Origin of the sequence: Polaromonas jejuensis NBRC 106434 (assembly GCF_001598235.1) — a bacterium.
GTDB lineage: Bacteria > Pseudomonadota > Gammaproteobacteria > Burkholderiales > Burkholderiaceae_C > Polaromonas > Polaromonas jejuensis.
Map to the genome: position 1 here is coordinate 222,110 of NZ_BCYO01000006.1, position 24,627 is coordinate 246,736.

The following is a 24,627-nucleotide window of genomic DNA, read 5'->3' on the forward strand; positions in this document are numbered from 1 at the left end:
TTCACCGCACCATGAACCACGGCCTTCTTGTCATCGATCCCCAAAACGACTTCTGTGACCAGCCCGGCGCCAGCCTGCCGGTCGCGGGGGCCTGTGCAGACATGGGCCGCCTGGCGGACTTCATGACCCGCATGGGTTCCCGGCTGTCGCGCCTCATCGTCACGCTCGACTCGCATCCCTACGTGGGGATCGAGCGGCCGACGTTCTGGCAGACCGGCACAAGAGATGCCATAGCGCCCTTCACCCCCATTCTGGCGGCCGATGTGGAGGCAGGACGCTTTCTGCCACGACGTGCAGAGTTACGTCCCCAGGTGCTCAACTACCTCCGGGCACTTGAGGCCGCAGGAAGGTACACCCTGATGGTCTGGCCCGTGCATTGCGTGACCGGGACCTGGGGACACAACATCGAGCAGCAGGTGGCCGCCGCCCTGAACCAATGGGAGCTGACCCATCAGCGGCAGGTCACGAAGGTACTCAAGGGCATGAACCCGATGACCGAGCAATACAGCGCGATTCGGGCCGAGGTCCCCTGCCCTGACGACCCGCTCACGCTGCCCAACCAGACCCTGCTGGCGAGCCTGAAGGCCATTGACGGTTACCTGTATGTGGCGGGTGAAGCCTCCAGCCATTGCGTGAAAGCCACCATGGAAGACGTCTTTCAGGCACTCACGCCGCAGCAGATGGGTCGAATCATTCTTTTGACGGACTGCATGAGTCCTGTTGCAGGGTTCGAGCAACAGAGCGAGGCATTTATGAGCTTTGCCCGCGGACTGGGTGCCAAGACGCTGACGAGCGCGCAAGCCATGGCGCAGCACGGCTGAAAATCCAGACGGCGCTGAGGGCGCCAGCGCGCGCAACCTTGCAGGAATCGCATCGTCGCCAGGCGCGGCAAACGGAGTCCTGCACATCCGCCTCCTTGAGAATTTGGCCAATTTGTTGTGCAGATCGTGCATCAACACGGCATTCAAGCATCAACCCGTCTTGAAAACTTCACAAAACCCCTTATGATTAGCACTCGATGGCATGGAGTGCTAACAAGCGCTACCAAGCCATAAAGTTAGTGTTCACCGACTTTTAGTCGGTGATTTTTTGATTCTCAAACAAGGAGCTCTCATGAAACTTCGTCCTTTGCACGACCGCGTGATCGTCAAACGCGTGGAAAACGAAACCAAAACCGCTTCCGGCATCGTCATTCCTGACAGCGCCGCTGAAAAGCCTGATCAAGGCGAAGTGCTGGCAGTCGGTCCAGGCAAGAAGAATGACAAGGGCGACATCAGCCCCGTGGGCGTGAAAGTCGGCGACCGCGTGTTGTTCGGCAAATACAGCGGCCAGACCGTCAAGGTCGATGGCGACGAACTGCTCGTCATGAAAGAAGAAGACCTCTTCGCAGTGGTCGAGAAATAAGTTCTCAGCTCTTTCAATCCCTAATCAACTGAATCTGGAGAATTAAACATGGCAGCAAAAGACGTCATTTTCGGCGGCGAAGCCCGCGCACGCATGGTCGAGGGTGTGAACATCCTGGCCAACGCCGTCAAGGTCACCCTGGGCCCCAAAGGCCGTAACGTGGTGCTGGAGCGCTCTTTCGGCGCCCCTACCGTGACCAAGGACGGTGTGTCCGTCGCCAAGGAAATCGAACTCAAGGACAAGCTGCAGAACATGGGCGCGCAGATGGTCAAGGAAGTCGCTTCCAAGACTTCTGACAACGCTGGCGACGGCACCACCACCGCCACCGTGCTGGCACAGGCCATCGTGCGCGAAGGCATGAAATACGTGGCCGCCGGCATGAACCCGATGGACCTCAAGCGCGGCATCGACAAGGCCGTGCTGGCCCTGACCGAAGAGCTGAAAAAGGCTTCCAAGCCCACCACGACCTCCAAGGAAATCGCCCAGGTCGGCTCGATTTCCGCCAACTCCGACGAATCCATCGGCAAGATCATTGCTGACGCGATGGACAAGGTCGGCAAGGAAGGCGTGATCACCGTGGAAGACGGCAAGTCCCTGCAAAACGAACTCGACGTGGTCGAGGGCATGCAGTTTGACCGCGGCTACCTCTCCCCTTACTTCATCAACAACCCTGAAAAGCAGTCCGCCCTGCTGGACAACCCCTTTGTGCTGCTCTACGACAAGAAGATCAGCAACATCCGTGACCTGCTGCCCACGCTGGAGCAGGTTGCCAAGGCCGGCCGTCCGCTGCTGATCATTGCCGAAGAAGTTGAAGGCGAAGCCCTGGCGACGCTGGTGGTCAACACCCTGCGCGGCATCCTGAAAGTGGTCGCAGTCAAGGCCCCTGGTTTCGGCGATCGCCGCAAGGCCATGCTGGAAGACATCGCCATCCTGACCGGCGGCAAGGTGATCGCCGAAGAAGTTGGCCTGTCGCTCGAAAAAGTGACCCTGGCTGACCTCGGCTCTGCCAAGCGCATCGAAGTGGGCAAGGAAAACACCATCATCATCGACGGCGCCGGCGCTGCCGCTGACATCGAAGCCCGCGTCAAGCAGGTTCGCGTCCAGATCGAAGAAGCGACCAGCGACTACGACCGCGAAAAACTGCAAGAGCGCGTGGCCAAGCTGGCCGGCGGTGTTGCCGTGATCAAGGTTGGCGCTGCCACCGAAGTCGAGATGAAGGAAAAGAAAGCCCGCGTTGAAGACGCCCTGCATGCCACCCGCGCTGCCGTGGAAGAAGGCATTGTGGCTGGTGGCGGCGTGGCGCTGCTGCGTGCCAAGCAGGCTGCTGGCACCATCAAGGGTGACAACGCCGACCAGGAAGCCGGTATCAAGCTGGTGCTGCGCGCCATCGAAGCGCCTCTGCGCGAGATTGTGTACAACGCAGGCGGCGAAGCCTCTGTGGTGGTCAACGCCGTGTTGGCCGGCAAGGGCAACTACGGCTTCAATGCAGCCAACGACACCTACGGCGACATGATCGAAATGGGTATTCTGGACCCCACGAAAGTGACCCGCACCGCGCTGCAAAACGCCGCTTCCGTGGCATCGCTGATGCTGACGACCGAAGCCATGGTGGCCGAGTCGCCAAAAGACGAGGCACCGGCTGGCGGCATGCCAGGCGGCATGGGCGGCATGGGTGGCATGGGCGACATGGGCATGTAATGTCAGCCCCCGGACTTGCCACTTCGCATGCTTTGCCCCGCGAGGGGGAAACACAGCGACATGAGGGCGGTCCGGCGGCGGTTTGACACCGCCCGGCTCTCAGCCAACTCAAAGGCCTCGCAGCGCAAGCTGCGGGGCCTTTTTACATGAGCAGAAAAGAAAAAACGGCACCTTTTTCAGCGCGCTGCAGCAATTGGATGTCACTCCCATGCAGCTGCAGGATGCGCTTCACGATGACAAGACCCAGTCCGCCGGCACGTCCGCCTGCGGACGAAAACACCGGGCGCATGAAAAGCCCCTGGTGCAGCGCACCCGGAATACCCGGCCCGGTGTCACTGACCTCGACACGCACGCCCGCGGCTTCCGGCCGCAACTGCACCACGATTTCGCCGCCTTCGGGGGTGTGGCGAATCGCGTTGTCCAGCAAATTGGTCAAGACCCTCTCGATCATCCCCAGATCCGCCGTGACGACGGGCAGGCCTGGCACCATATCGGGGATCAGCCGCTGGCTCCGCGCCTCTGCGGCCAGCTCGAATTTCTGGAAAACGTCCTGCACCAGATCGGCAAGCGCAAAGCGCTCCATTTCAGGCTTGACGACGCCGTATTCGAGACGGGCCAGCTCGAACAGCTCCTGGGCCAGGCGCCCAACCTTGCGGCTTTGGTCGAGTGCAATTTCAAGGTAGCGACGTTGATCGGCAGCATCCAGCGTATCGGCTTTCACCAGCAAGGTCTCCAGATAACCGTGCAGGGATGTCAGCGGCGTACGCAGGTCGTGCGAAATGTTGGCAAACAGTTCGCGCCGCTGCTGATCCCGCAACGTCAGCTCGCGCCACTGCTCGGCGATGCGTTGCGTCATTCGCGCGAAGGCCTGGCCCAGCGCGGCGATTTCTCCGCCGCCCTTGCAGGCCTGCGCCAGTGCGGGCGCGGCACTGTCCAGCGCGACAAGGCCATCCGTCTCGAAATGGCGTACCGCCACTGTTAACCGGCGCAGTGGCCGCGTGATCAGGTGAAAGGCCGCCAGCCCCGCAATCAGGCCCAGCAAGGCGACCAGCGCCATGGACCAGAGCGTGGAGCGCAGCACACTGTCGGCAGAGAGGTTGGCAGCCAGGGTATCGCGCTCCTCACCGAACAGGACCACGTAGACGTAGCCTGCATCACGCCCATCGACTTTCAGCGGGGCAGCGCTGAATACCTTGCGCGAGTCACTGCTGCGCGGGTCGTCGCCGAAGACGGGCAGCGGCGCCCCGGCCAGCAGGCGCCGGATCGGTGCAACGTCAACCCGGTCGCGCTTCAGATGCCCTGGCGGGGCAGCCTGCGCCTGGATGCGCCCGTCCGGCCACAACAGATAGACCTCGACACTGGGGTTGACGGCCATCAGCTTGTCGAACAGGTCATGTACCGCAGCCTCATTAAGACCCGTACGCTCCATCAAGGCCGAGTTGGCGGCAATGTGTGCGGCCAAGCCCATGGAGAGGCGCTGCATCACCTCCTGTTCATGCTGCCCATTCGCTCTCATCTGAAGCCACGCCGTTGCGCCGCAACAAGCCAGCAGCAAGACCGCAAACACCATTGAAAGACGCTGCGACAGGGAAAGGCCGCCTGGCTTCATGTCCCGGCCTCTTCCGCAGCAGACACCACCATTTTGTAGCCGCGCCCCCAGACCGTGAGGATGCGGCGGGGCTCTGCCGCGTTGGCCTCCACTTTGATTCGCAGGCGGTTGATATGGGTGTTGACCGTGTGCTCATAGCCATCGTGCTGGTAGCCCCATACCTGGTTGAGCAAATCCAGCCGCGAAAAAACACGCCCGGGATGGCGCGCGAAAAAATACAGCAGGTCGAATTCGCGTGGCGTCAATTCGATGCGTTTCCCGTCCACCTGCACCTCGCGTTCCAGCGGGTCTATGCAGAGGTTGCCCAGCTCGAGTCGGCCGGACTCCACACGCGCATCGCGCGCCATGGCTTCGGTGCGCCGCAGCAGCGCACGCACGCGCGCCACCAGCTCAAGTACCGAAAAAGGCTTGGCGAGATAGTCGTCGGCGCCGAGTTCCAGGCCAAGAATGCGGTGCACCTCACTGGAGCGGGCGCTGATGATGATGATGGGCGTGTAGCGCGTCATCGCGCGGGCGCGACGGCAGATTTCGAGGCCATCGACGCCGGGGAGCATCAGGTCGAGAACCAGCGCATCCCAGTGGCCGCGTTCGAGCTCGCGGACACCCGCATGGCCATCAGCGGCATGCACCACGGTCAGCCCCTCATCGTGCAGATGCATGCGCAGCAGCTCTGCAATATGGGGATCATCCTCGACGATCAGAACACGTTTGGCAGGGTCCATCACTTGGGATTATCACGCGATCCCTCTTTTTGAGTTATCACAATTAATTGAACATTTCGTGATGAATCGGCCATGGAGTGCGTCCAATAATCCGCCCCATGAAGCACAAAACCACCGACAAAGGCTGTGCGCCCATCCACCCGCTGTGGATGCGCATCACCCACTGGCTCAACGCCCTGGCCGTGCTGGTGATGGTGACCAGTGGCTGGCGCATCTATAACGCGTCGCCCTTCTTTCCCTTTGAGATTCCGGAAGTCATCACGCTGGGCGGCTGGCTGGGCGGCGCACTGCAGTGGCACTTTGCAGCGATGTGGCTGCTGGCCGCCAACGGGCTCATTTATCTGTCATTCAATCTGGCCAGCGGCCGGCTGTTCCGGAAGTTCTTCCCGCTGACGGTCTCCGGCATTGTGCGCGACACGCTCGCCGCGCTTCGCGGACGGCTTTCACACGCCGACCCGCGGAGCTACAACAACGTTCAGCGTTTTGCCTACCTCTTCGTGATGCTCGACATAGTGCTGCTGGTGCTGTCGGGCCTCGTGCTTTGGAAGTCGGTCCAGTTCGGTGTGCTGCGCGAGCTGCTGGGCGGCTACGAAGTCGCCCGCCGGATTCACTTTTTTGCGATGACCGCACTGGTGGCCTTCGTGGCCGTTCACCTGGTGATGGTCGCGCTGGTTCCGCGCACCCTGCTCACCATGCTGAGCGGCCGCACAGGGAAAACCGTATGAAGATACTCCAACGCCCCCCACTGACCGGCGTCGACGGCGATGCCGCCCTCGCCGAAGCCCGCAAGCTGATAGGCCGCCGCATAGCGCAGCCGGCACGCCGCGCCTTTCTGCAGCGCTCGCTGACGCTGGGCGGCCTGTCGCTGCTGAGCGGCTGCAGCATCAGCGACAACAGCAGCGTCGAAGCGGCGCTTGCCCGCATCTCGCGCTTCAACGACACGGTGCAGGGCTGGATTTTCGACCCGAACCGGCTCGCGCCGACCTACCCCGACGCCATGATCACGCGCCCCTTTCCGTTCAACGCCTACTACGGCGAAGATGAAATCCGCGAGGTGGACGAAGCCGGCTACCGGCTCGAAGTAACTGGCCTGGTGGCCGACAAGCGCAGCTGGACGCTGGCCGAACTGCGCGCCATGCCGCAGCAGGATCAGGTCACCCGCCACATCTGCGTCGAAGGCTGGAGCGCCATCGGCAAATGGGGCGGTGTGCATTTCGCCGATTTCCTGAAGCGCGTGGGCGCCGACACCAGCGCGAAGTACATAGGCTTCAAGTGCGCGGACGACTACTACACCAGCATAGACATGCCGACCGCGCTTCACCCGCAGACGCTGCTGACGCTGAGCTACGACGGCCAGCCCTTGCCGCCGAAATATGGCTTCCCGATGAAGCTGCGCATGCCCACCAAGCTGGGCTACAAAAACCCGAAACATATCAAGGCGATCTTCGTCACCAACACCTACCCTGGCGGCTATTGGGAAGACCAGGGCTACAACTGGTTCGGCGGCAGTTGAGTGCCCTGAAGGCTCAGCGCTGTTGAAACGTGCGGCACGCGTACATCTCGAAGCGTGCCATTTAAAACCGACTCGACAAGGAAACTGAAATGAACAAACTCTCCGCAACACTCCTGGCGACCTTCATGGCCATCGGTTCCGTCTCGGCCTTCGCCGCGGACGAAATGAAGAAGGACGCCATGGGCAAGGACGAGATGACTAAGGACTCGATGGCCAAGGACTCCAAGGCCAAGGATGCCATGGCTAAAGACGGAATGAAAAAAAAGGACTCGATGGCGAAAAGCACAATGTCCAAAGATGGCAAGAAAAAGGATGCGATGGCTAAAGACGATGACATGAAAAAGGACGAAATGAAGAAGTAAGCCGCGACAACGCCTGGGCGGAGGTCCCTCATGACTTTCTTCATCCTGTCGTATCTTGGCGGAGCGCTGACCATCCTCGCTCCCTGCATCCTGCCGGTGGTGCCTTTCGTCTTCGCGCGGGTTGACCAGCCATTCGCCAAAAGCGGCCTGCCCTTGCTGGCGGGCATGGCGCTCACCTTTGCGGCCGTCGGGACACTGGGCGCCGTCGCGGGCAACTGGGCCGTAACGGCCAACACATACGGCCGGATGGCCGCCATTGCGCTGCTTGCCGTCATGGGCGTGGCGCTGATGGCACCGCGTTGGGCCGAACGACTCACCCGGCCGCTGGTGGCTCTGGGTTCGCGTCTTTCCAACGCCGCAGCAAAACCCACGGACAAGGCCGGGAGCCCTGCCTTGTCCGCCTTTTTTCTCGGCATGGCCACCGGGCTGCTTTGGGCGCCATGTGCGGGCCCTGTCCTGGGCCTGATCCTCACCGGGGCCGCACTCGAAGGGCCCAGCGTGCGAACCTCCCTGCTGCTGCTCGCCTATGCGGCCGGTGCCGTGAGCTCGCTCGGGCTGGTTTTGCTCGCCGGCGGCCGGGTCTTTGCCATCCTCAAGCGCTCGCTCGGCATTGGCGAGTGGCTCCGCAAGGGACTGGGGGTGGCGGTACTCGCCGGCACCACTGCGGTGGCACTGGGGCTGGACACCGGACTGCTGGCGCAATTCTCGTCGGGCGCTGCTGCTTCACTGGAAAAGGCCCTGTTCCAGCGACTGGGGCCGCAACCGGCGGAACAGGCACCCGCCGCTGCCGTTCGTCCGCAAACGCTGGACCGAGGCAATTTCATCAGGGTGCAGGCGCGCCCGACCTTGCCGCGGCTCGACACACTGCCCATCGAAGGCAGCATGCCGCCGCTGGCAGGCGGCGTCGAATGGCTGAACTCGCCGCCGCTCACCGCCAGGGAGCTGCGCGGAAAGGTGGTACTTGTGGACTTCTGGACCTTCGGCTGCATCAACTGCCGCAACGCGCTGCCCCATGTGCGCGAATGGCACCGCAAATACAAAGACCAGGGGCTGGTTGTGGTCGGCGTGCATGCGCCCGAGTTCGCCTACGAGAAAAACATCAACAATGTGAAGCGCGCCGTGGGCGATCTGGGCGTCGAGTTTCCGGTCGTGGTCGACAACGACTTCGCCATCTGGCGCGCGTTCAGCAACAACTACTGGCCAGCGCACTATTTCGTCGACGCTCAGGGGCGCATCCGCTTTCATCACTTTGGCGAAGGCGAGTACGAAAAATCGGAACAGGTCATCCAGCAACTTCTGGAAGAAGCCAGCAACAAGGCGAAACCGCTATGAACACACCGTCAAACACCTATCTAAAGCCTTTCACGCCGCCGCCACGCCTGAGCCGGCGCCCGGTGCTGACCGCTCTGGCCATGGCCTTCGTTGCCGCAGCGACGCTATGGCAGGCCGTACCGTCGCTTGCGGCCGAATCCGCCGTGGCCATCCCCGCACCCGCCGACGATCTGGCGGCAACGCCCGCTGCGGCTGTCGAAACCGCGGTGCTCGCCGGTGGCTGCTTCTGGGGCGTGCAAGGCGTGTTTCAGCATGTCATGGGCGTGAGCAGCGCCGTGTCGGGCTATGCCGGCGGCGACGAGGCGTCGGCACGCTACGAGGCCGTGGGATCAGGCCGCACCGGACACGCGGAGGCCGTGCGGATCACCTATGACCCCAAGCAGATCAGCTATGGGCGCATCCTGCAGATTTACTTTTCGGTGGCACACAACCCGACCGAGCTGAATCGCCAGGGACCGGACCAGGGCCCGCAATACCGATCGACGATCTTCGCGCAGAACGCCACGCAGGCACGCATTGCGAAGGCCTACATCGCCCAGCTCAACAAGGCCGGCAGCTTTGGCTTGCCCATCGTCACCACCACCGAAATGCAAAAACCCTTCTTCCCGGCTGAGGCCTACCACCAGGACTACCTGGCGCGGAACCCCCACAACCCCTACATCGCCTACAACGACCTGCCGAAAATCGACAATCTCAAGCGGCTGTTCCCCGATCGCTACCGCGCGGTACCGGCGCTTGTCGGCAAGGGAAGCTGAGGCCAGGGCAGCACCGCGGCTTCGGCCGTATGTCAAAAATGCAAAAAAGCCGCGAATGCGGCTTTTTTGCAAAGATTAAGCTGTGCTGGCCCTGGATTGAAACGCGCTAGGCCTCGTAGGCAAGGGCACCGTCCCGTTCGGGCTGGGCCCACCAGTAAAGCAACACAAAAAAGCCTATGCCCGTCAGCAGGAGCAACTGCCACCAGCCGCTTTTTCCAATATCGTGAAGGCGACGGGTCCCCACCGCCAGGGCCGGCAGCAGCAAGGCCAGGCTCACCAGCCCGTTCAGCCTCTCGCCAACCAGGGAAGCGGCTATCGATGCCAGCACCTGGAACAAAAAGAACCACCAGAACTCCGGGCGCGAGGCGCGGCCGGAAAACGTCGCATATTTGCTCAGGCAAGCGGAAATGGCTTGGCCAAAATTCATGGCTTTCATCCTCCCCATATTGATGCAGGGCAAACTCCCCCGCCCCATGATAATGCGCCGGTCCTGCCGACGCCACCACGGCCCCGAAAAAGCAGGCCGGCGACCAGGCCCCGGCAATCCTGGCTTGAATCCTGCATGGGTCACGCTTGACCCTTGTCCAAGCTCCGTCCAGCAAAGCTGGGCTGCACTTCAACCCAAGGCCAGGAGTGCTGCCAGCGATAATATCGGTTTCGCCCATCACCATGTCCATGTCGCGCGCAAAAAACACATCAAAGAGTTATGGCGCGCATCCTCCTCACAAGCACTCCATGACACCTTCAAAAAAAATACTTGTTGCGGCCGCATTGGTCGCTTCTGCAGCCCACGCCTTGGCACAACAGGCGGGCACCTGGTCCGTATCGGCCGGCATCACACACATTGCGCCGTCCGTTGACAGCGACAGCCTCTCGTCGCCTTCGGGTACTGTGCCGAATGCCAAAGTGGATGTGAGCAGCGACTCCCGGCTGACCGCCGCCGTGAATTACATGGCCACCGACAACATCAACCTTCACCTGCCGCTGGGTTTCGGTTTCAGGCACGACCTCAGCGGTGCAGGCGTGCTCGCCGGTGTCGGCAAGCTGGCCGAAACCAGGGCCCTTCCGATCACGCTGATCGGCCAATACCGCTTCTTTGACGCCAATGCCCGGTTTCGCCCCTACCTGGGCGCCGGCTTGTCCTATGTGAAGTTCTACAAGGAACGCGGTACCGCCTTGTTAACCGCGCTCACCAACCCTGGCGGCGCGCCGACGAGTGTGTCTTTTAAATCGAAGCTGGCGCCCGCCCTGCAAGTGGGGGGCGTTTTCAACCTCAATGAAAAATGGTTCATGGAAGGCAGCTACACCAAAACCTTTCTTAAAACCCGCGGCACGCTGAGCACCGGCCATACCATCGATGTGGGGCTGGACCCGAACTGCTTCACCCTGCAATTGGGCTACAAGTTCTGATCGTCATCGGATCACCTCCCCCCAAAAAAGGCCGCCCATCGCGGCCTTTTTCACGCCCGCAAGTGGCAGTCTTTTCAGCCGGCATCCGACCGCCTGCCCAGCCATGCCGGCAGCAGGTCAGCGCAGGCCACGGCTAGCGAAGACGCGCCAGCAAGCCGGCCGTCGAGGCATCCAGACCGGATGCATCCCCGTTAGCCAGGCGTGGCTCGATATCCTTGGCCAGCACCTTGCCGAGCTCCACGCCCCACTGGTCAAAGCTGTTGATGCCCCAGATCGCGCCACTGACAAACACGCGGTGTTCCTGCAGGGCAATCAACGCCCCCAGGCTGGCGGGAGTGAGTTGCTCCAGCAGCAAAAAGGTGCTGGGCCGGTTGCCCGGAAAATGCCTGTGGCCGCCCGCATCGACTTTTCCAAGCATCAGGGCCTGTGCCTGGGCCAGTGCATTGGCCAGCAATTTGCTATGGTGGCCGGGCAGGTCATGGCCGGCTTTTTTGACCGCGACGAATTCGACCGGCACCACGGACGTTCCCTGGTGCAGCATCTGGAAATAGGCGTGCTGGCCATTGGTGCCGGGCTCGCCCCACAGCACCGGTGAGGTCTCAAACGGCAAGGCCTGGCCGTCCATGTCCACGCGCTTGCCGTTGCTTTCCATTTCGAGTTGCTGCAAATACGCCGGCCAGCGGCGCAGGGCACTGCTGTAAGGCGCGATGCTGCGGCTGCCAAAGCCGTGGAAGTTGCGATACCAGATGTCCAGCAGGCCCAGGCGTACCGGCAGGTTGCGCTCCAGCGCCGCCGTGCGGAAGTGCTCGTCCATGGCGTGCGCGCCGGCCAGGAATTCACGAAAACCCGCGGCGCCAATGGCGATGGCAATCGGCAAACCGATGGCCGACCAGAGCGAATAGCGGCCGCCCACCCAGTCCCAGAAACCGAAGCTGGTGCTGATGCCAAACGCCTTCGCCGCCGCCACATTGGTCGTCAGCGCGGCGAAATGCCGGCCGATATCCTGCCCGCCCTGCGCCTCAAACCAGCGCCTGGCCGAATGGGCGTTGGTCATGGTTTCGGTGGTGGTGAAGGTCTTGGAGGCGACCAGAAACAGCGTGCTGTGCGGCCGGCACTGCGCCAGCACGCCGGCCAGTTCATGGCCGTCGACGTTGGAGACAAAGTGAAAACGCTTGCCCATCGTCGCAAATTCGCCAAGCGCCAGCACCGCCATTTGCGGCCCCAGGTCCGAGCCGCCTATGCCGATGTTGACGATGTCGGTAATCGCCGCATCGGCGCGAACCTGCTCCGCGTAGGCCAGCATGGCGTCCAGCGTGGCATGCACCTGCAGCGCTTCATTTGCTATGTTTTTGCTAGCTGCTTGCGCCCGTTCTTCCTGGGTAGGAGCCGTATTTCTCAATAGGAAATGCATCACGGCACGGCGCTCGGTGCTGTTGATGCTTTCCCCGGCAAACATGGCGTCGCGGTGCTGCGCCAGCCCGCACTGCCCGGCCAGGTCAAGCAGCAGCGCCTGGCTGGTGGCGTCGATCAGGTTTTTCGACAAATCCGCAAAGACATAGGGCGCCTGCTGGCTGAAGTTGGCAAAGCGCTGCGGGTCAGCGGCAAACGCCTCGCGCAGGTCAAAGGCCTGGCCGTGCGCGTTAAAGCAGGCCTGCAGCGCACCCCAGGCGGGCGTCTGGTCACAACGCAACCGGGACATATAGGCCCCCACGCTTGCCACTTCGTGTGATGCGCTCCCCCCCGAGGGGGCTGAACTTGCTCGGGGCGGCCCTTCGCTGCGTTCGGCGGCGCTCATGCGGCCACCATCAACTGTTCCAGCTTGACCGCATCGGCAGCAAAGGCGCGTATGCCCTCGGCCAGCTTCTCGGTGGCCATCGCGTCTTCGTTGAGGGCGTAGCGGAAACCGGCCTCGTCGAAATTCACGGCAGGCAGGTCCAGCGCTTTCGCGGCGCTGGCGTCCAGCGCGCGCGCCAGCGGGGCTTCGCTGGCGGCCAGCTGGGCCAGCAGTTCGGGGCTGATGGTCAGCAAGTCACAGCCGGCCAGCGCGGTGATCTGGCCGACATTGCGAAAGCTCGCGCCCATGACCTCGGTGGCGATACCAAAATGCTTGAAGTGGTTGTAAATCTGGCGCACCGACTTCACGCCCGGGTCGTTGGCGCCGGCGTTCGCAGCCTCGTCCCAGGCGGCGCCAGCCGACTTCTTGTACCAGTCGTAAATGCGGCCGACAAAGGGCGAAATCAGCTGCACTTTCGCCTGGCCGCAGGCGACGGCCTGGCAGAAGGAAAACAGCAGCGTGAGGTTGGTATGGATGCCGCGCCGCTCCAGCCTTTCGGCGGCCTGAATGCCTTCCCAGGTAGCCGCCACCTTGATCAGCACCCGGTCAATGTGAATGCCCTCGGCCTGGTACAGCTCCACGATGCGCTCGCCGCGCGTGTAGCTGGCATTGGCGTCAAAGCTCAGGCGGGCATCCACTTCGGTGGAGACGCGGCCCGGGATGATGGACAGGATCTCGCAGCCAAAACGCACCAGCAGCCGGTCCATGATTTCGTCCAGCGGCCGGCCCTTGAAGCGGGCCACCGTGTCTTTCAGCAAGGGCTGGTAATCGGCTTTTTGCACCGCCTTGAGGATGAGCGACGGGTTGGTCGTCGCGTCCTGCGGCTTGAACTGGGCCAGTTGTTTGAAGTCACCGGTGTCGGCCACCACGGTGGTGAACTGTTTCAGAGCGTCAAGTTGTGTCATGGCATGAGCGCGCGGCAAAGCGCGAAGTTTGTCCGGGCAAGCGTCCGGTAAAACACAGGGCTCACAGGGAGTCACCTGAGCGTAGTTACCATTATGCCCATAGAATGTGAAACTTAATTACCAATACAAATTCTAGCCATGAGTTTTGACCTGATCCTGTTTGGCGGCACCGGCGATCTGGTGTGGCGAAAAATCATGCCGGCCCTGTTCCAGGCCTTCCGCCACGGCTCGCTGCCGGCCGGCGGTCGCATTGTGGGCGTGGCGCGCGACGATTTGTCGGACGACCAATACCGGGCGCTCATCAAGTCCCGGTTTGACCATGTCGAGCTGGCCAAGCGCCCCAGCGAGGAGGAGTTTTCGCGCTTTGCGGCGCTGCTCAGTTTCCTGCGCATGGACTTGTCCAACCCGGCCGACTATGCCCGTCTGGCCGCCAAGCTGCAGCAGCGGCCCGCCGAGGTGGTGGTGATGTATGTGGCCACCGCCCCCAACCTCTTCACCACGGTGTGCGAGCAGATCGCCGCGGCCGGCTTGAACGGCCCGCAAACCCGGGTGGTGCTGGAAAAGCCGCTGGGCCATGACCTGGCCTCCAACCGCGCCATCAACAAAACCGTGCGCAGCGTGCTGACTGAGCAGCAAATCTTCCGCATCGACCATTACCTCGGCAAACCCTCGGTGCAAAACCTGTTTGCCATGCGTTTTGGCAACGCGCTGTTTGAGCCCCTGTGGCGGCGCGAGCACATCGCCAACATCCAGATCACCATTGCCGAAGAACTGGGCGTGGAAAAGCGCGGCGCCTTTTACGACAACACCGGTGCGCTGCGCGACATGGTGCAAAACCATGCGCTGCAGCTGCTGTGCGCCATCGGCATGGAGCCGCCCATCAATTCGCACGCCGATGCCATCCGCGATGAAAAACTCAAGGTCTTGCGTTCGCTGAAAGCCTGGACACCCGCAAGCCTGAGCCAGCATGTGGTTCGCGGCCAGTACGCCGGAGGCGCCATCGACGGCGAGGCCGTGCCCGCCTACCGCGATGAAAAGGGCGTCAACCCGGACAGCCGCACCGAAACCTTTGTGGCGCTGCGCACGGAAATTGCCAATTGGCGCTGGGCCGGCGTGCCGTTTTACATACGCACCGGCAAGCGCCTGGCCGACCGCGACGCGCATATCGAGGTGAATTTCCGGCCGGCACCGCATGCGATTTTCAAGGCGCCGCTGACCAGCCCGAACGTGGGCAACCGGCTGGTGATCAACCTGCAGCCCAAGGACGGCCTGGAGCTGCATTTGCTGGCGCAAGGCGCCGACCAGCGCCACCCCAGAAGCACGCCCACGCTCGCACCGGTGCAGCTGGACCTTGATTTTGACAAGCGCTTTGGCTCCGAGCGCGTAGGCGCCTATGAACGGCTGCTGCTGGATGTGATTGACGGACGGCTCAACCTGTTCGTGCGCAGTGACGAGCAGGAAGAAGCCTGGCGCTGGGTCGAGCCGATTCTGGAGACATGGAATAACGAGCCAACCGGACCTCGCCCCTACGCAGCGGGCACCTGGGGGCCGAGTGCTTCCAGCGCCATGATTGCCCGGGACAACTATTGCTGGAGCGAGGAAAGCTAAATGAAGGTTCTCAATGCTTGACCGGATCAAAGCCTCCCTGCCCTCGCTGGCGCCCGCCGAACAACGCGTCGGCCGCCTGGTGCTGGCCGACCCGCGCGCCTTTGCCAACCTGCCGATCACCGAGCTGGCCAACCGCTCGCATGTCAGCAAGCCCACCGTGGTGCGGTTTTGCCGCAGCATGGGTTATGACGGCCTGTCGGACTTCAAACTCAAGCTCGCTGGCAGCGTGAGCGAAGGCGTGCCCTTCATTCACCGCAGCGTGGACGCCGACGACAAGACCGGCGACGTGCTCGTCAAGGTCATTGACAACACCGTGGCGGCGTTTTTGAAGTACCGCAACGACGCCAGCACCACCGCCCTCGAAAAGGCCACGCAGGCACTGCTGGCCACCTACAACAGCGGCAAACGCATCGAGTTTTTCGGCGTCGGCAACTCCGGCATCGTGGCCCAGGATGCCCAGCACAAATTCTTCAGGCTGGGCATCACCAGCATTGCCTACAGCGACGGCCACATGCAGGTCATGAGCGCCTCGCTGCTGGGGCCGGGCGACTGCGTGGTGGTGATCTCCAACTCCGGCCGCACGCGCGATCTTATGGATGCCTGCGACATCGCCCGCAAAAACGGCGCCACCACCATCGTGATCACCGTCACCGGCTCACCGCTGGCTGCGGCCGGCCACATTCACCTGGCCGCCAACCACCCCGAGGGCTATGACCGCTACAGCCCCATGGTGTCGCGCCTGATGCACCTGATGATCATCGACATCCTGGCGACCTGCGTGGCGCTGCGCATTGGCGCCAAGCTGCAACCCCTGCTCAAGGAAATGAAAAACAACTTGCGCAACAAGCGCTACGCCTGAGGCCGCCACCGCAAGCCGCCAAGCCGTATTTTTAGACAAAAAAAAGGCCTGCAGCCCAATCAGCACAAGCGCAAACAGCTATCAAATAAATAGCAAATGAGCAAGCAAAGGCTCAGGCCAAAGGCAGCGAGCGCTCCACAATCCCCGCAAACAGCGCCGAGCCCAGCGGCAGCACGCTGTCGTTGAAGTCGTAGCAGCTGTTGTGCAGAAAGCGGCTGCCCACGCCACCGATCACGCCGCCCTTGCCATCCGGCAGCTGTTCGCCCTGGCCGAGGCGCAGGTAGGCGCCCGGCTTGACCTTGAGCATGAAGGAAAAATCCTCGGAACCCATGCTGGGCTCCAGGTTGCGCACCACGTTTTCGGTGCCCACGAGCTGCTCGGCAACGCTTGCGGCCAGCGCATACTCCGCCGGTGAATTGATGGTGGCCGGGTAAATGCGTTCGTACTTCACGCTGGCCGTGGCACCAAAGCCCTGCGCCACCAAGGCACAAATCTCATTCAGGCGCCGCTCCACGAAATCCTGCACCTCGGGCTTGAAGGTGCGCACGGTTCCGACCAGCGTGGCGTTGCCGGGCACCACACTCATGGCGCCCAGATCGCCCGCCTTGATGGCGCAGAGGCTGAGCACCGCATTGTCCATGGCCTTCACATTGCGCGAAACAATGCTCTGCACCGCCGTGATGATGTGCGCCGCCACCAGGATGGGGTCTACCGTCAGGTAGGCATGGGCGCCATGCCCGCCCCTGCCCGTGATCTCAATCGTGATGCGGTCGGCCGCCGCCATCATGGGGCCGGGATTGATGCCGATGGTGCCGGGCCGCATGGCGGGCCAGTTGTGCATGGCGTAAATGGCCTGCACCGGAAAGCGCTCGAACAGCCCATCTTTAAGCATGGCATCGGCGCCGCCGCGCCCCTCTTCCGCGGGCTGGAACACCAGCACCGCGTCGCCGGCAAAGGCGCGTGTCTCGGCCAGATAGCGGGCCGCGCCCACCAGCATGGTGGTATGGCCGTCATGGCCACAACCGTGCATCAGCCCGGCCTTGGATGATTTCCAGCCAAATTCGTTGTGCTCGGTCATGGGCAGCGCATCCATGTCGGCGCGCAAGGCCACCATGGGCCGCACGCCGGACTTGCGCATGGAATCGGTCTGTTGGCCCTTGATGACCGCCACAATGCCGGTTTTGCCAATACCCGTGTGCACCTCGTCCACCCCGCACAGCTTGAGCGCATGCAGGACGCGGCTGGAAGTGTAGACCTCTTCAAAACCCAGCTCCGGATGCGCATGCAGGTCGCGGCGGAAGGCGGTCAGCTCGGGATGAAATTGCGCAATCTGTGCGAAGGCTCGGCCGCTGGCGCGCAACTGGCCCGGCCGGTCGGCGGGCCCGGCACTCGCCGTATCAGGCGCAAAGAGGGATGAAGTGGTCGATGGAATTTTTTCAAGGGTGGCAGGAGCGCGCATGTCAATTCAATCCTGGGTCAACAAGTGTTGAATACTATTCCTGAACGATTGGCACGGTAAACATCAGGGTTTGCCAAATACAACAGATGGGCTGGGACCCGCTGCAGCATCCACGGGCCCAGCCAGCAGCGTCAAGGGGCCATACCAGGCTCTGGTCTGCTGCCGGGTGTTGTCGGTGTCCGTCATGAGGCCAATGCCGACCAGGGCGCCCGGCATCTCCCCGAAAGCCTGTTCATAGTCGGCCCGGATATCGCGCTCGTAATCGAGCCAGCGGTCAAGTTGCTGCGGCCCGGACTCAATGACCAGCTTGCGGATGCGGTCCGTGCGCGAGTTGACGATGATGCTGCCGGGCGCAGAATGATTTCCCCATACATACATCAAGGTCGCATACGGAAGAGGCTCGCCCGTCAACGCCAGCGCCAGTTCCGACAGCATGGCGTTCTTGGCCGAAAACCTGGAACGGTCGCCTTCAAACGCCAGCACGATCCGCACGGGAGAATCATCACCGTCACGCTGGCGCAGGTCAGCACCGCTGATCAGTTCAGGCACTTTCCAGGAAAACCGCAGCGCGCCCAGTTCGGCGGGTTCCACACGCAGGGTCTGCCGCAACATACTGGCCGAGCTTTGCGAATCACTCTGGATGACATGGCGGCCATCCAGCCGGGTCACGTGATATGAGGTTAACTTCTTACCCGGAAAATGACGGTGCTGCCACCTTGCAGAACTGCCCACAGCAAACGATGCCGCGACCCAGTTGAGATCTTTTTCTGCCGCGGACTCAGCCGGCTCTTCGGGCATAACGCCAGTGCAAGCGCTGACCAGGCACGCCGACAAAATGCAAATCAATCGTGCCAACTGGCTAAGGATCATGCTATTTCTATTTCACAAACGCACACGGCAATCAAGCTGGAAAGCCCGCCGGCACTGACGGCCCTGGATTTCATGCCCGTAAAAAAACCCCACCGTGTTGCCACGATGGGGTTTTCAGCTTCATTCAACAACTAGCTTGCGCTAGCTGAAAAATTAGAAGGTGTGGCGCAGACCAGTCGCGAACAGCGAGCGCTTGTCGGTAACAGTAGCGTTTGCAGATTCGGCTTTGGTGTTGATGTAACCAGCGTACAGGGTCGTGCGCTTGGACAGGCTATAGGTACCCAGCAGGCTGTAGCCGGTGCCCTTGTTGCTGTCTACAACAGCAGTTTGCGAATCGCTCTTGGCGTGGCTGTAACCAGCGGCCACGGTAGCGGCACCAAACGGAACGCTCACGCCGAATTGGTATTCCTTCTTTTTGAACCCGTCGTTCTTGGCCTGGTTGTAGCTACCGGTCAGCTTGGCAACGCCGAAGTCATAAGAAGCGCCGAACAGGTTGTACTTGCGGGTGTCTGCAATTGCAGCTGGGGTTACAACATTGCTTTTGGTGACAGAGAAGAGGGTGGAACCGATCTGTTCTTTTTCACGCTGGTAGCCGTAACCAACCAACAATGGGCCGTTGGCGTACTTGACGTTCAAGCTGGCGCTGTTGGCAGCAGAGGTGGTCGCCGTTTTGTCTTCGCCGAAACCGTAAGCCACGGAACCGCTGAAACCAGAGAACACTGGGGAGTCGTAGCGAATGGCGTTGTTAACGCGGTTGCTGTAGTCGACAAGGTTGGTGCCGCCGGTCTTGTCCCAAACCGTGCCGGTCGTGGCGAAGGTGTTGGAGTCAAAGGTGTTGTTCGTCAGACCACGCAGTGTGTCGTAAGCCGTGTACTGACGACCCAGGCGTGCTTCACCGAAAGCGCCCTTCAGGCCAACAGATGCCTCACGGCCAAACAAGATGCTTTTAGCGTTAGCGTCGGTACTGCCGTTGTTGTTGGCAAGTGCACCGGTGTCGATGCTAAAACCGCCTTCCAGCGTGAACACAGCGGCCAAACCGCCGCCGAGGTCTTCAGAGCCTTTCAGGCCCCAACGCGAGCTGCTCAAGCCGCTGCCGTTGATGACGCCCTGGCTGACTTTCGTTTCGCCAGCTGCGGTAATCTTTTTAACGGTATCGTAACCAACATAAGCGTCAGCAACGCCGTAAACGGTCACGGAAGACTGGGCCATGGCGGCGCCGGAAGCTGCCAGCACGGCCAAAGCGATAAGGGACTTCTTCATTAGAAATTTCTCCAAGGTTAAACATAGGGCTCCGGCACGGGGGCTACTTCAGGTTCTCACCTTTGTGGCTCCACCAGAGACCCGGGCCAACCCCCTTTCGGGAAGTTGGGTCTATTGCACCAGACTGAGCGCTGATTCGCAAAGAAATGCCCTGAAAAAGGCCTACTTCGTTGCACCAAAACCACAAAATTATGCGATTCGTGGACAATAAACAACGCCAATGCCTTGCGAGATTTGAACCGCCCCCTCAAGCGGCCATGTAAGTAAAAAAGCCACACCAGGCTTCCCCGGTGCGGCTTCGGATTCAAATCCTCTATCTGGCTTCAAGCCAGACTGGATTTAGAACTTGTGCTGAATGCCAACTGCGTAGGTGTCTTTCTTGAGTTCACCCGCAGCGCCGGCGTCGTTCTTGGACAACTGCAGACCTGCATACAGGAAGGTACGCTTGGACATGACATACTTGCCGGCCAGGCCAATACCATTGCTCTTGACGTCACCCGCAGGGGTGGTGAGTTTGGAGTGGGCATAGCCACCCGACACGATGAAGGCGCTGCCGACTGGGACGTCCAGACCAATCTGGTACTCGGTTGCCTTGTCGACGCGAACGCTGCCCGTGCCGAAAAGGTCAATGGAGCCATCCTTGACGTGACCGTAGGCGCCGAGCAGTTTCACAACACCAAAGTCATAGGAACCATTGAGTTGCGTGAACTTGGTGGTAGGGTTCGCGTCAAACGTACCGCCCTGCTTTTCAGTCTGGTAAGACAAGGCTGCAGCCACCGGGCCGCCAGCGTACTGGACGTTGAAGCTGGCGATCTTGCCGGCGCTTTGTGTCGCAGTCTTGTTTTCGCCAAAGCTGTACATGGCAGCGCCGCTGAAACCGCTGAAGGTGGGCGTTGCGTAGTAGATCGCATTGCCGGGACGATCTTGGTAGCTGTTGCTCAGCCACACATTGGCTGCCGGCGCAAAAATGTTGGCATCAAACGCTGCGGCACCGCTGCCTTTGACTTCGTCGAAAGGCGTCCACATTTTGCCGAGCCTGACTTCACCAAAACCACCGGAGAGACCGACCCATGAATTGCGGCTAAATGTGGAGGGGGAATCCACGCCCGTGAAAGGGTTGGTGTAGTTGGTGACTGCGCCAGTGTCGATTTTAAAGCCCGACTCCAGCACGAAATTGGCTTTCAAACCGCCACCGAGGTCCTCAGAACCTTTCAGGCCGAAACGGCTGGTGTTGAAGCCGCCGCTGTCAACCACGGTCTGCCGCAAGGAATTTGAAACGCCAGCCACAGTCTTCTTGGTGTTGTTGCTGCCGAAGTAAACATCAGCCAAACCGTAAAGCGTTACGGTGGACTGTGCCGATGCCACGCCGGAAGCGGCGAGAACGGCCAAGCCAATCAAATTCTTCTTCATAAAAAAATCTCCAAAAAAGTTAAAGCAAGAAACACGCGTTACCTGAACACTTCTGAAAGGCGTTTTTTCGCCCCTCCAGAGCTGTATTAGACCTAGCGCTCAGACCTAACGCAAAGAACCAATGACGATGCAGGCAAGTTTTATGCCAGTCCGTTGCAAAAAGGCAACGCATCGATCGAAGCAGGCCCAACCAAAGCCGAGGAGCAGGACTTTCGCAGCCCGGTTTTATGGACGCATTACCGACGCCAAGGGTTACTAAAACGGTGCGCATCATCACTTACACACCACTTTGGTGTGGCATGGCCCTCCGGAATCGTTCGCAAAAAGCATCCGCCCCTTGATCCTTGGTGCATTGGCCGGATCATTCGCATTCGCGGGCGATTGCTTGATAGGTAGTAACGCGACCGAGAGCACGGCGAACATGCGTGTCGCTCTATTACCACGCCCCCCGGAAAATAGAGATCAAAGCCTAACCCAGCCTGATCACCTCGCAGGCGAACCAGCTGCAGCCTGTGCGCTGCAGCAGAAGGACCGGCGTCTGCAGAGGAAGAACTCACAAAAGGAACCCGGCAAGCGCAGGTCTTTTTCGGCCTCACGCAGCCTTGGCGAATACAGGGTTTTCCCCTGTCGCAAACGCGATACCCCCGGTAGTGCCACCCTTTACGGTTTGCGACATCCCCATTAATCTTTCCCATCGAAACCGCGCTGAATACACCGTCGAAATACAAACTGCGGCGAAGATTTACCGTTAATTAAAACTCCTGGAGACTCCATGAAAAAACTGACTCTTGTTGCAACCGCAATGATGGGCCTTTTGTCGGCCACAGGCGCCATGGCGCAGAGCACCGTGACCCTCTACGGTATTCTTGATGGCGGCCTCAACCACATCACCGGGCTTCAAAATGGCTCGGCCACCCGCATTGACAGCGGCATCATGGATGGCTCGCGCTTCGGCCTTCGCGGCACGGAGGATATCGGCGGCGGCTACAAGGCCATCTTCACGCTGGAAAATCGCCTGGAACTGGACACGGGTTCTGTTTCCAACAGGCCGCCGTCCGGCGCACAGTTGCCTGACCGGATGTCCAGCGCCGCAGGCCTCGGATTGACGGGCGCGGCGGCGGCGGTTGCTCCTTTGGTCATTCCAACGGTCAATGCCGTAATTGCCGACAGCCTGGGTGTGAATGTGGGCCCTACGGGCAACCGCCTGTTTGACCGCCAGGCTTTTGTGGGCCTGGTTACCCCGGTTGGCGCCTTGACCCTCGGCCGGCAGTACACCCCAGGCTACCTCGTGGGCGCAACGTTTGACGCCTCCCAAACCCAGTCGAGCCTGGCAGCTGGCCAGGTCGCCAGCTTTCCGCCTTCTATCGACATTCGCCTGAGCAATACCATCCAATACGCGATCCAGACCAGCGGCATCACCGCCACCTTGATGTATGGCGCCGGCGAGGTTGCTGGTCAGGGGAGTTCTGCGGGTCGCTTCTTCGGCGGCATGGTGATGTACAAGGGCGACGGATTCGCGGTGGGCTATGGCCGCAACCAGCGCAACAACGAGCTGGGTCAAAAATCCCTTGAAAACAATGTGTTCGGTGGCTCCGTTGATGTGGGACCTGGAACCTTGTATGGCCAGTACGCCACCATCAAGGATGAAAACCCCACCAATTTATCCACCATTGGCACCCAGGTTGGCAGCAGTCCAGCCCTCATTGCAAGATTGGGCGCGGCTGGTGCTGCGGCAGTTGGTGCTGCGTTCCAGAACGCTTACAACAATGCCTTCCAGCAAGATGCATACCTGGCACACATTGGCTACAAACTCACCAGCGGCGTTCATACCTGGGTGGTTGCCTACAACCGCCTGAAAGACAAGCGCCCGAACAATGCGAGCACCAACTCCTACGGTGCAACCTACACCTATGCGCTGTCCAAGCGCACCAACCTGAATGCCGTGCTGACACGTTTCAACAACCAGGGAACGGGTCAGGCTGCACCGGGCGAAGCTGGCTTCCTGGGTGGCGTTACTTCTGCCGCAGGCGTTGGTTCTACCAATGTCGCCTTCGGTATCAACCACAAGTTTTGATCAGCGTACGTCGCTTTCAACTCTAAAGCAGCTCGAAAGAGCTGCACTCAAAAGCCCCCTGACTGGGGGCTTTTCTTTTGCTTGTTCCCACTTGTCTGCACTGGCGCTACGATCAGCTTCACTATTTCTCAATTCCCCCGCCTGCGAAGCCCCAAAGCGAGCACTCCATGAATTCTGTACTTGACACCGCCCTGAATGCCGCCGATGGCGCACTGCGTACTCTGTTTGCCACACCCCGCGCCAGCCGGACCTGTCCGACCGTCGCCGATCAGCGCACCGAACTGAGCGTGCAGGACAAGGCCCTGTCGGGCGCGCTGATGCGGGTCAACCACGTGGGGGAAGTCTGCGCGCAGGCGCTGTATGCCGCGCAGGCGCTGGGCACGCGTGACCCCGTCCTGCGCGAGCACTTTCTGGGAGCCAGCCGCGAGGAAGGCGACCACCTGGCCTGGACCAAAACCCGTCTGGATGAACTGGGCGCCCGCCCGTCCCTGCTCAACCCGCTGTGGTACGCCGGCGCCTTCGGGCTGGGACTGGTCGCCAGCCGCCTGGGGGATCACCTGAGCCTGGGCTTTGTGGTCGAAACGGAACGCCAGGTGGAGGCGCATCTGGCGAGCCACCTGGAGCGCCTGCCCGAAGGCGACCACGAATCACGTGCCATCGTGGCGCAAATGAAAACCGATGAAGCCGCGCACGCCCGGGAAGCCGAAAACGCCGGCGCGCTGCAGCTGCCGGCCCCCATCAAGGCGCTCATGCGTTCGGCCGCCAGGGTCATGACCACGACGGCGCACTATCTTTGAAGGCTTGATGGTTTGAAGCCGCCGCCGGGTGCGGCAAAACAAACCGATTCAGCTATTGTTTCAATAGCTAATGACGCCGGCCCAGCAAGGGCTGGCATCCAAAAATCCTCAAACCTCCTGCAATTCAAAGCTGGTGGTGATGTCCGCCGTCTTGGCCAGCATGATGGTGGCCGAGCAGTATTTGTCGTGGCTCATGGCAATGGCACGTTCCACCGCACTGGCCGGCAGGCCACGCCCCGTGACCACGAAGTGCATGTGTATCCTGGTAAACACCTTGGGGTCCACCGGCGCCCTTTCCGAGCTGAGCTTGACCGAGCAGCCCCGCACATCGTGACGGCCGCGCTTGAGAATCAGCACCACGTCGTAGGCCGTGCAGCCGCCGGTGCCGGCCAGCACGGTTTCCATGGGGCGGGGCGCCAGATTGGCGCCGCCGTTTTCCGGCTTCTCGGCATCCGGTGCGCCGTCCATCACCAGCGTGTGGCCGCTGCCGGTTTCCGCGAGAAACGTCATGCCCGAGCGCGACCCGGTCGCCGCATTTGTGCCTGTCCAGCTCACTGTGCATTCCATCAATGCCACTCCTTATGCAAAATATTTATGAATAAAACCTGAAATGTGCAATTTTCGCCACAGGAATATGGTGCAGCGCAACATGACTCCGCTATAATGGGATCATCGCATCAATACCGAATTTTCGTATTTTTGCACTGGTTGTCTCCTCCACCTCCTCAAAGGGTGGATTTACAGGC

The 24,627-nt window shown here is 61.0% G+C and carries 22 protein-coding genes and 1 pseudogene; 13 read left to right on the forward strand and 10 right to left on the reverse strand.

Annotated features, from left to right (window positions below; translation table 11 throughout):
- The first annotated feature begins 11 nt into the window (after positions 1-11).
- The 3 genes from PJE01S_RS10040 to groL all read left to right on the forward strand — a co-directional run bounded on the left by PJE01S_RS10040 (position 12) and on the right by groL (position 3,102).
- Complete coding sequence (locus PJE01S_RS10040) at positions 12-821, forward strand: cysteine hydrolase family protein (RefSeq protein WP_068833315.1); 810 nt, start codon at positions 12-14, stop codon at positions 819-821.
- A 292-nt stretch (positions 822-1,113) separates the two neighbouring features.
- The gene (locus tag PJE01S_RS10045; protein WP_068833317.1) at positions 1,114-1,404 is read left to right on the forward strand and encodes a co-chaperone GroES; all 291 of its coding nucleotides are present in this window, start codon (positions 1,114-1,116) and stop codon (positions 1,402-1,404) included.
- A gap of 48 nt (positions 1,405-1,452) precedes the next feature.
- Positions 1,453-3,102: a chaperonin GroEL gene (gene groL, locus PJE01S_RS10050; protein ID WP_068833320.1), complete on the forward strand. Its 1,650-nt coding sequence runs from the start codon at positions 1,453-1,455 to the stop codon at positions 3,100-3,102.
- Positions 3,103-3,244: 142 nt separating this feature from the next.
- Here the strand turns inward: groL and PJE01S_RS10055 are convergent, their stop codons facing one another.
- Together PJE01S_RS10055 and PJE01S_RS10060 are read right to left on the reverse strand one after the other, a co-directional pair.
- The gene (locus PJE01S_RS10055; RefSeq protein ID WP_068833322.1) at positions 3,245-4,711 is read right to left on the reverse strand and encodes a sensor histidine kinase; all 1,467 of its coding nucleotides are present in this window, start codon (positions 4,709-4,711) and stop codon (positions 3,245-3,247) included.
- A complete protein-coding gene (locus PJE01S_RS10060; protein WP_068833324.1) occupies positions 4,708-5,433 on the reverse strand; it encodes a response regulator transcription factor in 726 nt (241 codons plus the stop codon). Before PJE01S_RS10060 ends, PJE01S_RS10055 begins: the two co-directional genes overlap by 4 nt.
- Before the next feature lie 98 nt (positions 5,434-5,531).
- On the opposite strand from PJE01S_RS10060, the gene PJE01S_RS10065 reads away from it, so the two are divergent.
- From PJE01S_RS10065 to msrA, 5 genes and pseudogenes are all read left to right on the forward strand, one after another.
- Positions 5,532-6,158 carry a cytochrome b/b6 domain-containing protein gene (locus PJE01S_RS10065; protein ID WP_068833326.1) on the forward strand — a complete coding sequence of 209 codons (627 nt, stop codon included), beginning with the start codon at positions 5,532-5,534 and terminating at the stop codon, positions 6,156-6,158.
- Positions 6,155-6,946, forward strand: coding sequence for a molybdopterin-binding protein (locus PJE01S_RS10070; RefSeq protein ID WP_068833328.1), 792 nt, complete (start codon positions 6,155-6,157; stop codon positions 6,944-6,946). The genes PJE01S_RS10065 and PJE01S_RS10070 overlap by 4 nt, the downstream gene beginning before the upstream one ends.
- An 89-nt stretch (positions 6,947-7,035) precedes the next feature.
- The gene (locus PJE01S_RS10075) at positions 7,036-7,308 is read left to right on the forward strand and encodes a pentapeptide MXKDX repeat protein (protein WP_068833330.1); all 273 of its coding nucleotides are present in this window, start codon (positions 7,036-7,038) and stop codon (positions 7,306-7,308) included.
- A gap of 30 nt (positions 7,309-7,338) precedes the next feature.
- A pseudogene (locus tag PJE01S_RS10080) lies at positions 7,339-8,622 on the forward strand (cytochrome c biogenesis protein DipZ); the annotation flags it as partial.
- Positions 8,623-8,636: 14 nt separating this feature from the next.
- Positions 8,637-9,395, forward strand: coding sequence for a peptide-methionine (S)-S-oxide reductase MsrA (msrA, locus tag PJE01S_RS10085; RefSeq protein WP_068833334.1), 759 nt, complete (start codon positions 8,637-8,639; stop codon positions 9,393-9,395).
- Positions 9,396-9,501: 106 nt separating this feature from the next.
- On the opposite strand, the gene PJE01S_RS10090 is transcribed toward msrA, so the two are convergent.
- The gene (locus PJE01S_RS10090; protein WP_068833444.1) at positions 9,502-9,822 is read right to left on the reverse strand and encodes a DUF805 domain-containing protein; all 321 of its coding nucleotides are present in this window, start codon (positions 9,820-9,822) and stop codon (positions 9,502-9,504) included.
- A gap of 308 nt (positions 9,823-10,130) precedes the next feature.
- Here PJE01S_RS10090 and PJE01S_RS10095 point away from each other — a divergent pair, with 308 nt between their 5' ends.
- On the forward strand, positions 10,131-10,805 hold the full coding sequence (locus PJE01S_RS10095; RefSeq protein WP_245660713.1) for an OmpW/AlkL family protein: 675 nt from the start codon (positions 10,131-10,133) through the stop codon (positions 10,803-10,805).
- A 133-nt stretch (positions 10,806-10,938) separates the two neighbouring features.
- On the opposite strand, the gene pgi is transcribed toward PJE01S_RS10095, so the two are convergent.
- Positions 10,939-12,504: a glucose-6-phosphate isomerase gene (gene pgi, locus PJE01S_RS10100; protein WP_068833338.1), complete on the reverse strand. Its 1,566-nt coding sequence runs from the start codon at positions 12,502-12,504 to the stop codon at positions 10,939-10,941.
- Positions 12,505-12,596: 92 nt separating this feature from the next.
- Positions 12,597-13,544, reverse strand: a complete 948-nt coding sequence (gene tal, locus PJE01S_RS10105) for a transaldolase (RefSeq protein ID WP_068833340.1) — start codon at positions 13,542-13,544, stop codon at positions 12,597-12,599.
- Between the two features lie 138 nt (positions 13,545-13,682).
- On the opposite strand from tal, the gene zwf reads away from it, so the two are divergent.
- Positions 13,683-15,152: a glucose-6-phosphate dehydrogenase gene (zwf, locus tag PJE01S_RS10110; RefSeq protein WP_068833341.1), complete on the forward strand. Its 1,470-nt coding sequence runs from the start codon at positions 13,683-13,685 to the stop codon at positions 15,150-15,152.
- Between the two features lie 13 nt (positions 15,153-15,165).
- On the forward strand, positions 15,166-16,011 hold the full coding sequence (locus PJE01S_RS10115; RefSeq protein WP_068833343.1) for a MurR/RpiR family transcriptional regulator: 846 nt from the start codon (positions 15,166-15,168) through the stop codon (positions 16,009-16,011).
- 112 nt (positions 16,012-16,123) lie between these two features.
- Here the strand turns inward: PJE01S_RS10115 and PJE01S_RS10120 are convergent, their stop codons facing one another.
- From PJE01S_RS10120 to PJE01S_RS10135, 4 genes are all read right to left on the reverse strand, one after another.
- Positions 16,124-17,470, reverse strand: coding sequence for a M20 aminoacylase family protein (locus PJE01S_RS10120; protein ID WP_084389449.1), 1,347 nt, complete (start codon positions 17,468-17,470; stop codon positions 16,124-16,126).
- A gap of 63 nt (positions 17,471-17,533) precedes the next feature.
- Positions 17,534-18,268, reverse strand: coding sequence for a DUF3047 domain-containing protein (locus PJE01S_RS10125; protein WP_281178587.1), 735 nt, complete (start codon positions 18,266-18,268; stop codon positions 17,534-17,536).
- Positions 18,269-18,493: 225 nt separating this feature from the next.
- The gene (locus PJE01S_RS10130) at positions 18,494-19,600 is read right to left on the reverse strand and encodes a porin (RefSeq protein WP_084389451.1); all 1,107 of its coding nucleotides are present in this window, start codon (positions 19,598-19,600) and stop codon (positions 18,494-18,496) included.
- Positions 19,601-19,939: 339 nt separating this feature from the next.
- Positions 19,940-21,010 (reverse strand): porin, encoded by a 1,071-nt coding sequence (locus PJE01S_RS10135; RefSeq protein WP_068833347.1) that lies wholly within the window; start codon positions 21,008-21,010, stop codon positions 19,940-19,942.
- Positions 21,011-21,782: 772 nt separating this feature from the next.
- On the opposite strand from PJE01S_RS10135, the gene PJE01S_RS10140 reads away from it, so the two are divergent.
- The gene (locus PJE01S_RS10140) at positions 21,783-23,084 is read left to right on the forward strand and encodes a porin (RefSeq protein WP_068833349.1); all 1,302 of its coding nucleotides are present in this window, start codon (positions 21,783-21,785) and stop codon (positions 23,082-23,084) included.
- Between the two features lie 167 nt (positions 23,085-23,251).
- Positions 23,252-23,881 (forward strand): 2-polyprenyl-3-methyl-6-methoxy-1,4-benzoquinone monooxygenase, encoded by a 630-nt coding sequence (gene coq7 / locus PJE01S_RS10145; protein WP_068833351.1) that lies wholly within the window; start codon positions 23,252-23,254, stop codon positions 23,879-23,881.
- A 108-nt stretch (positions 23,882-23,989) separates the two neighbouring features.
- Here coq7 and PJE01S_RS10150 read toward each other — a convergent pair whose 3' ends face one another.
- A complete protein-coding gene (locus PJE01S_RS10150; protein WP_068833353.1) occupies positions 23,990-24,448 on the reverse strand; it encodes an OsmC family protein in 459 nt (152 codons plus the stop codon).
- Positions 24,449-24,627 lie beyond the last annotated feature (179 nt).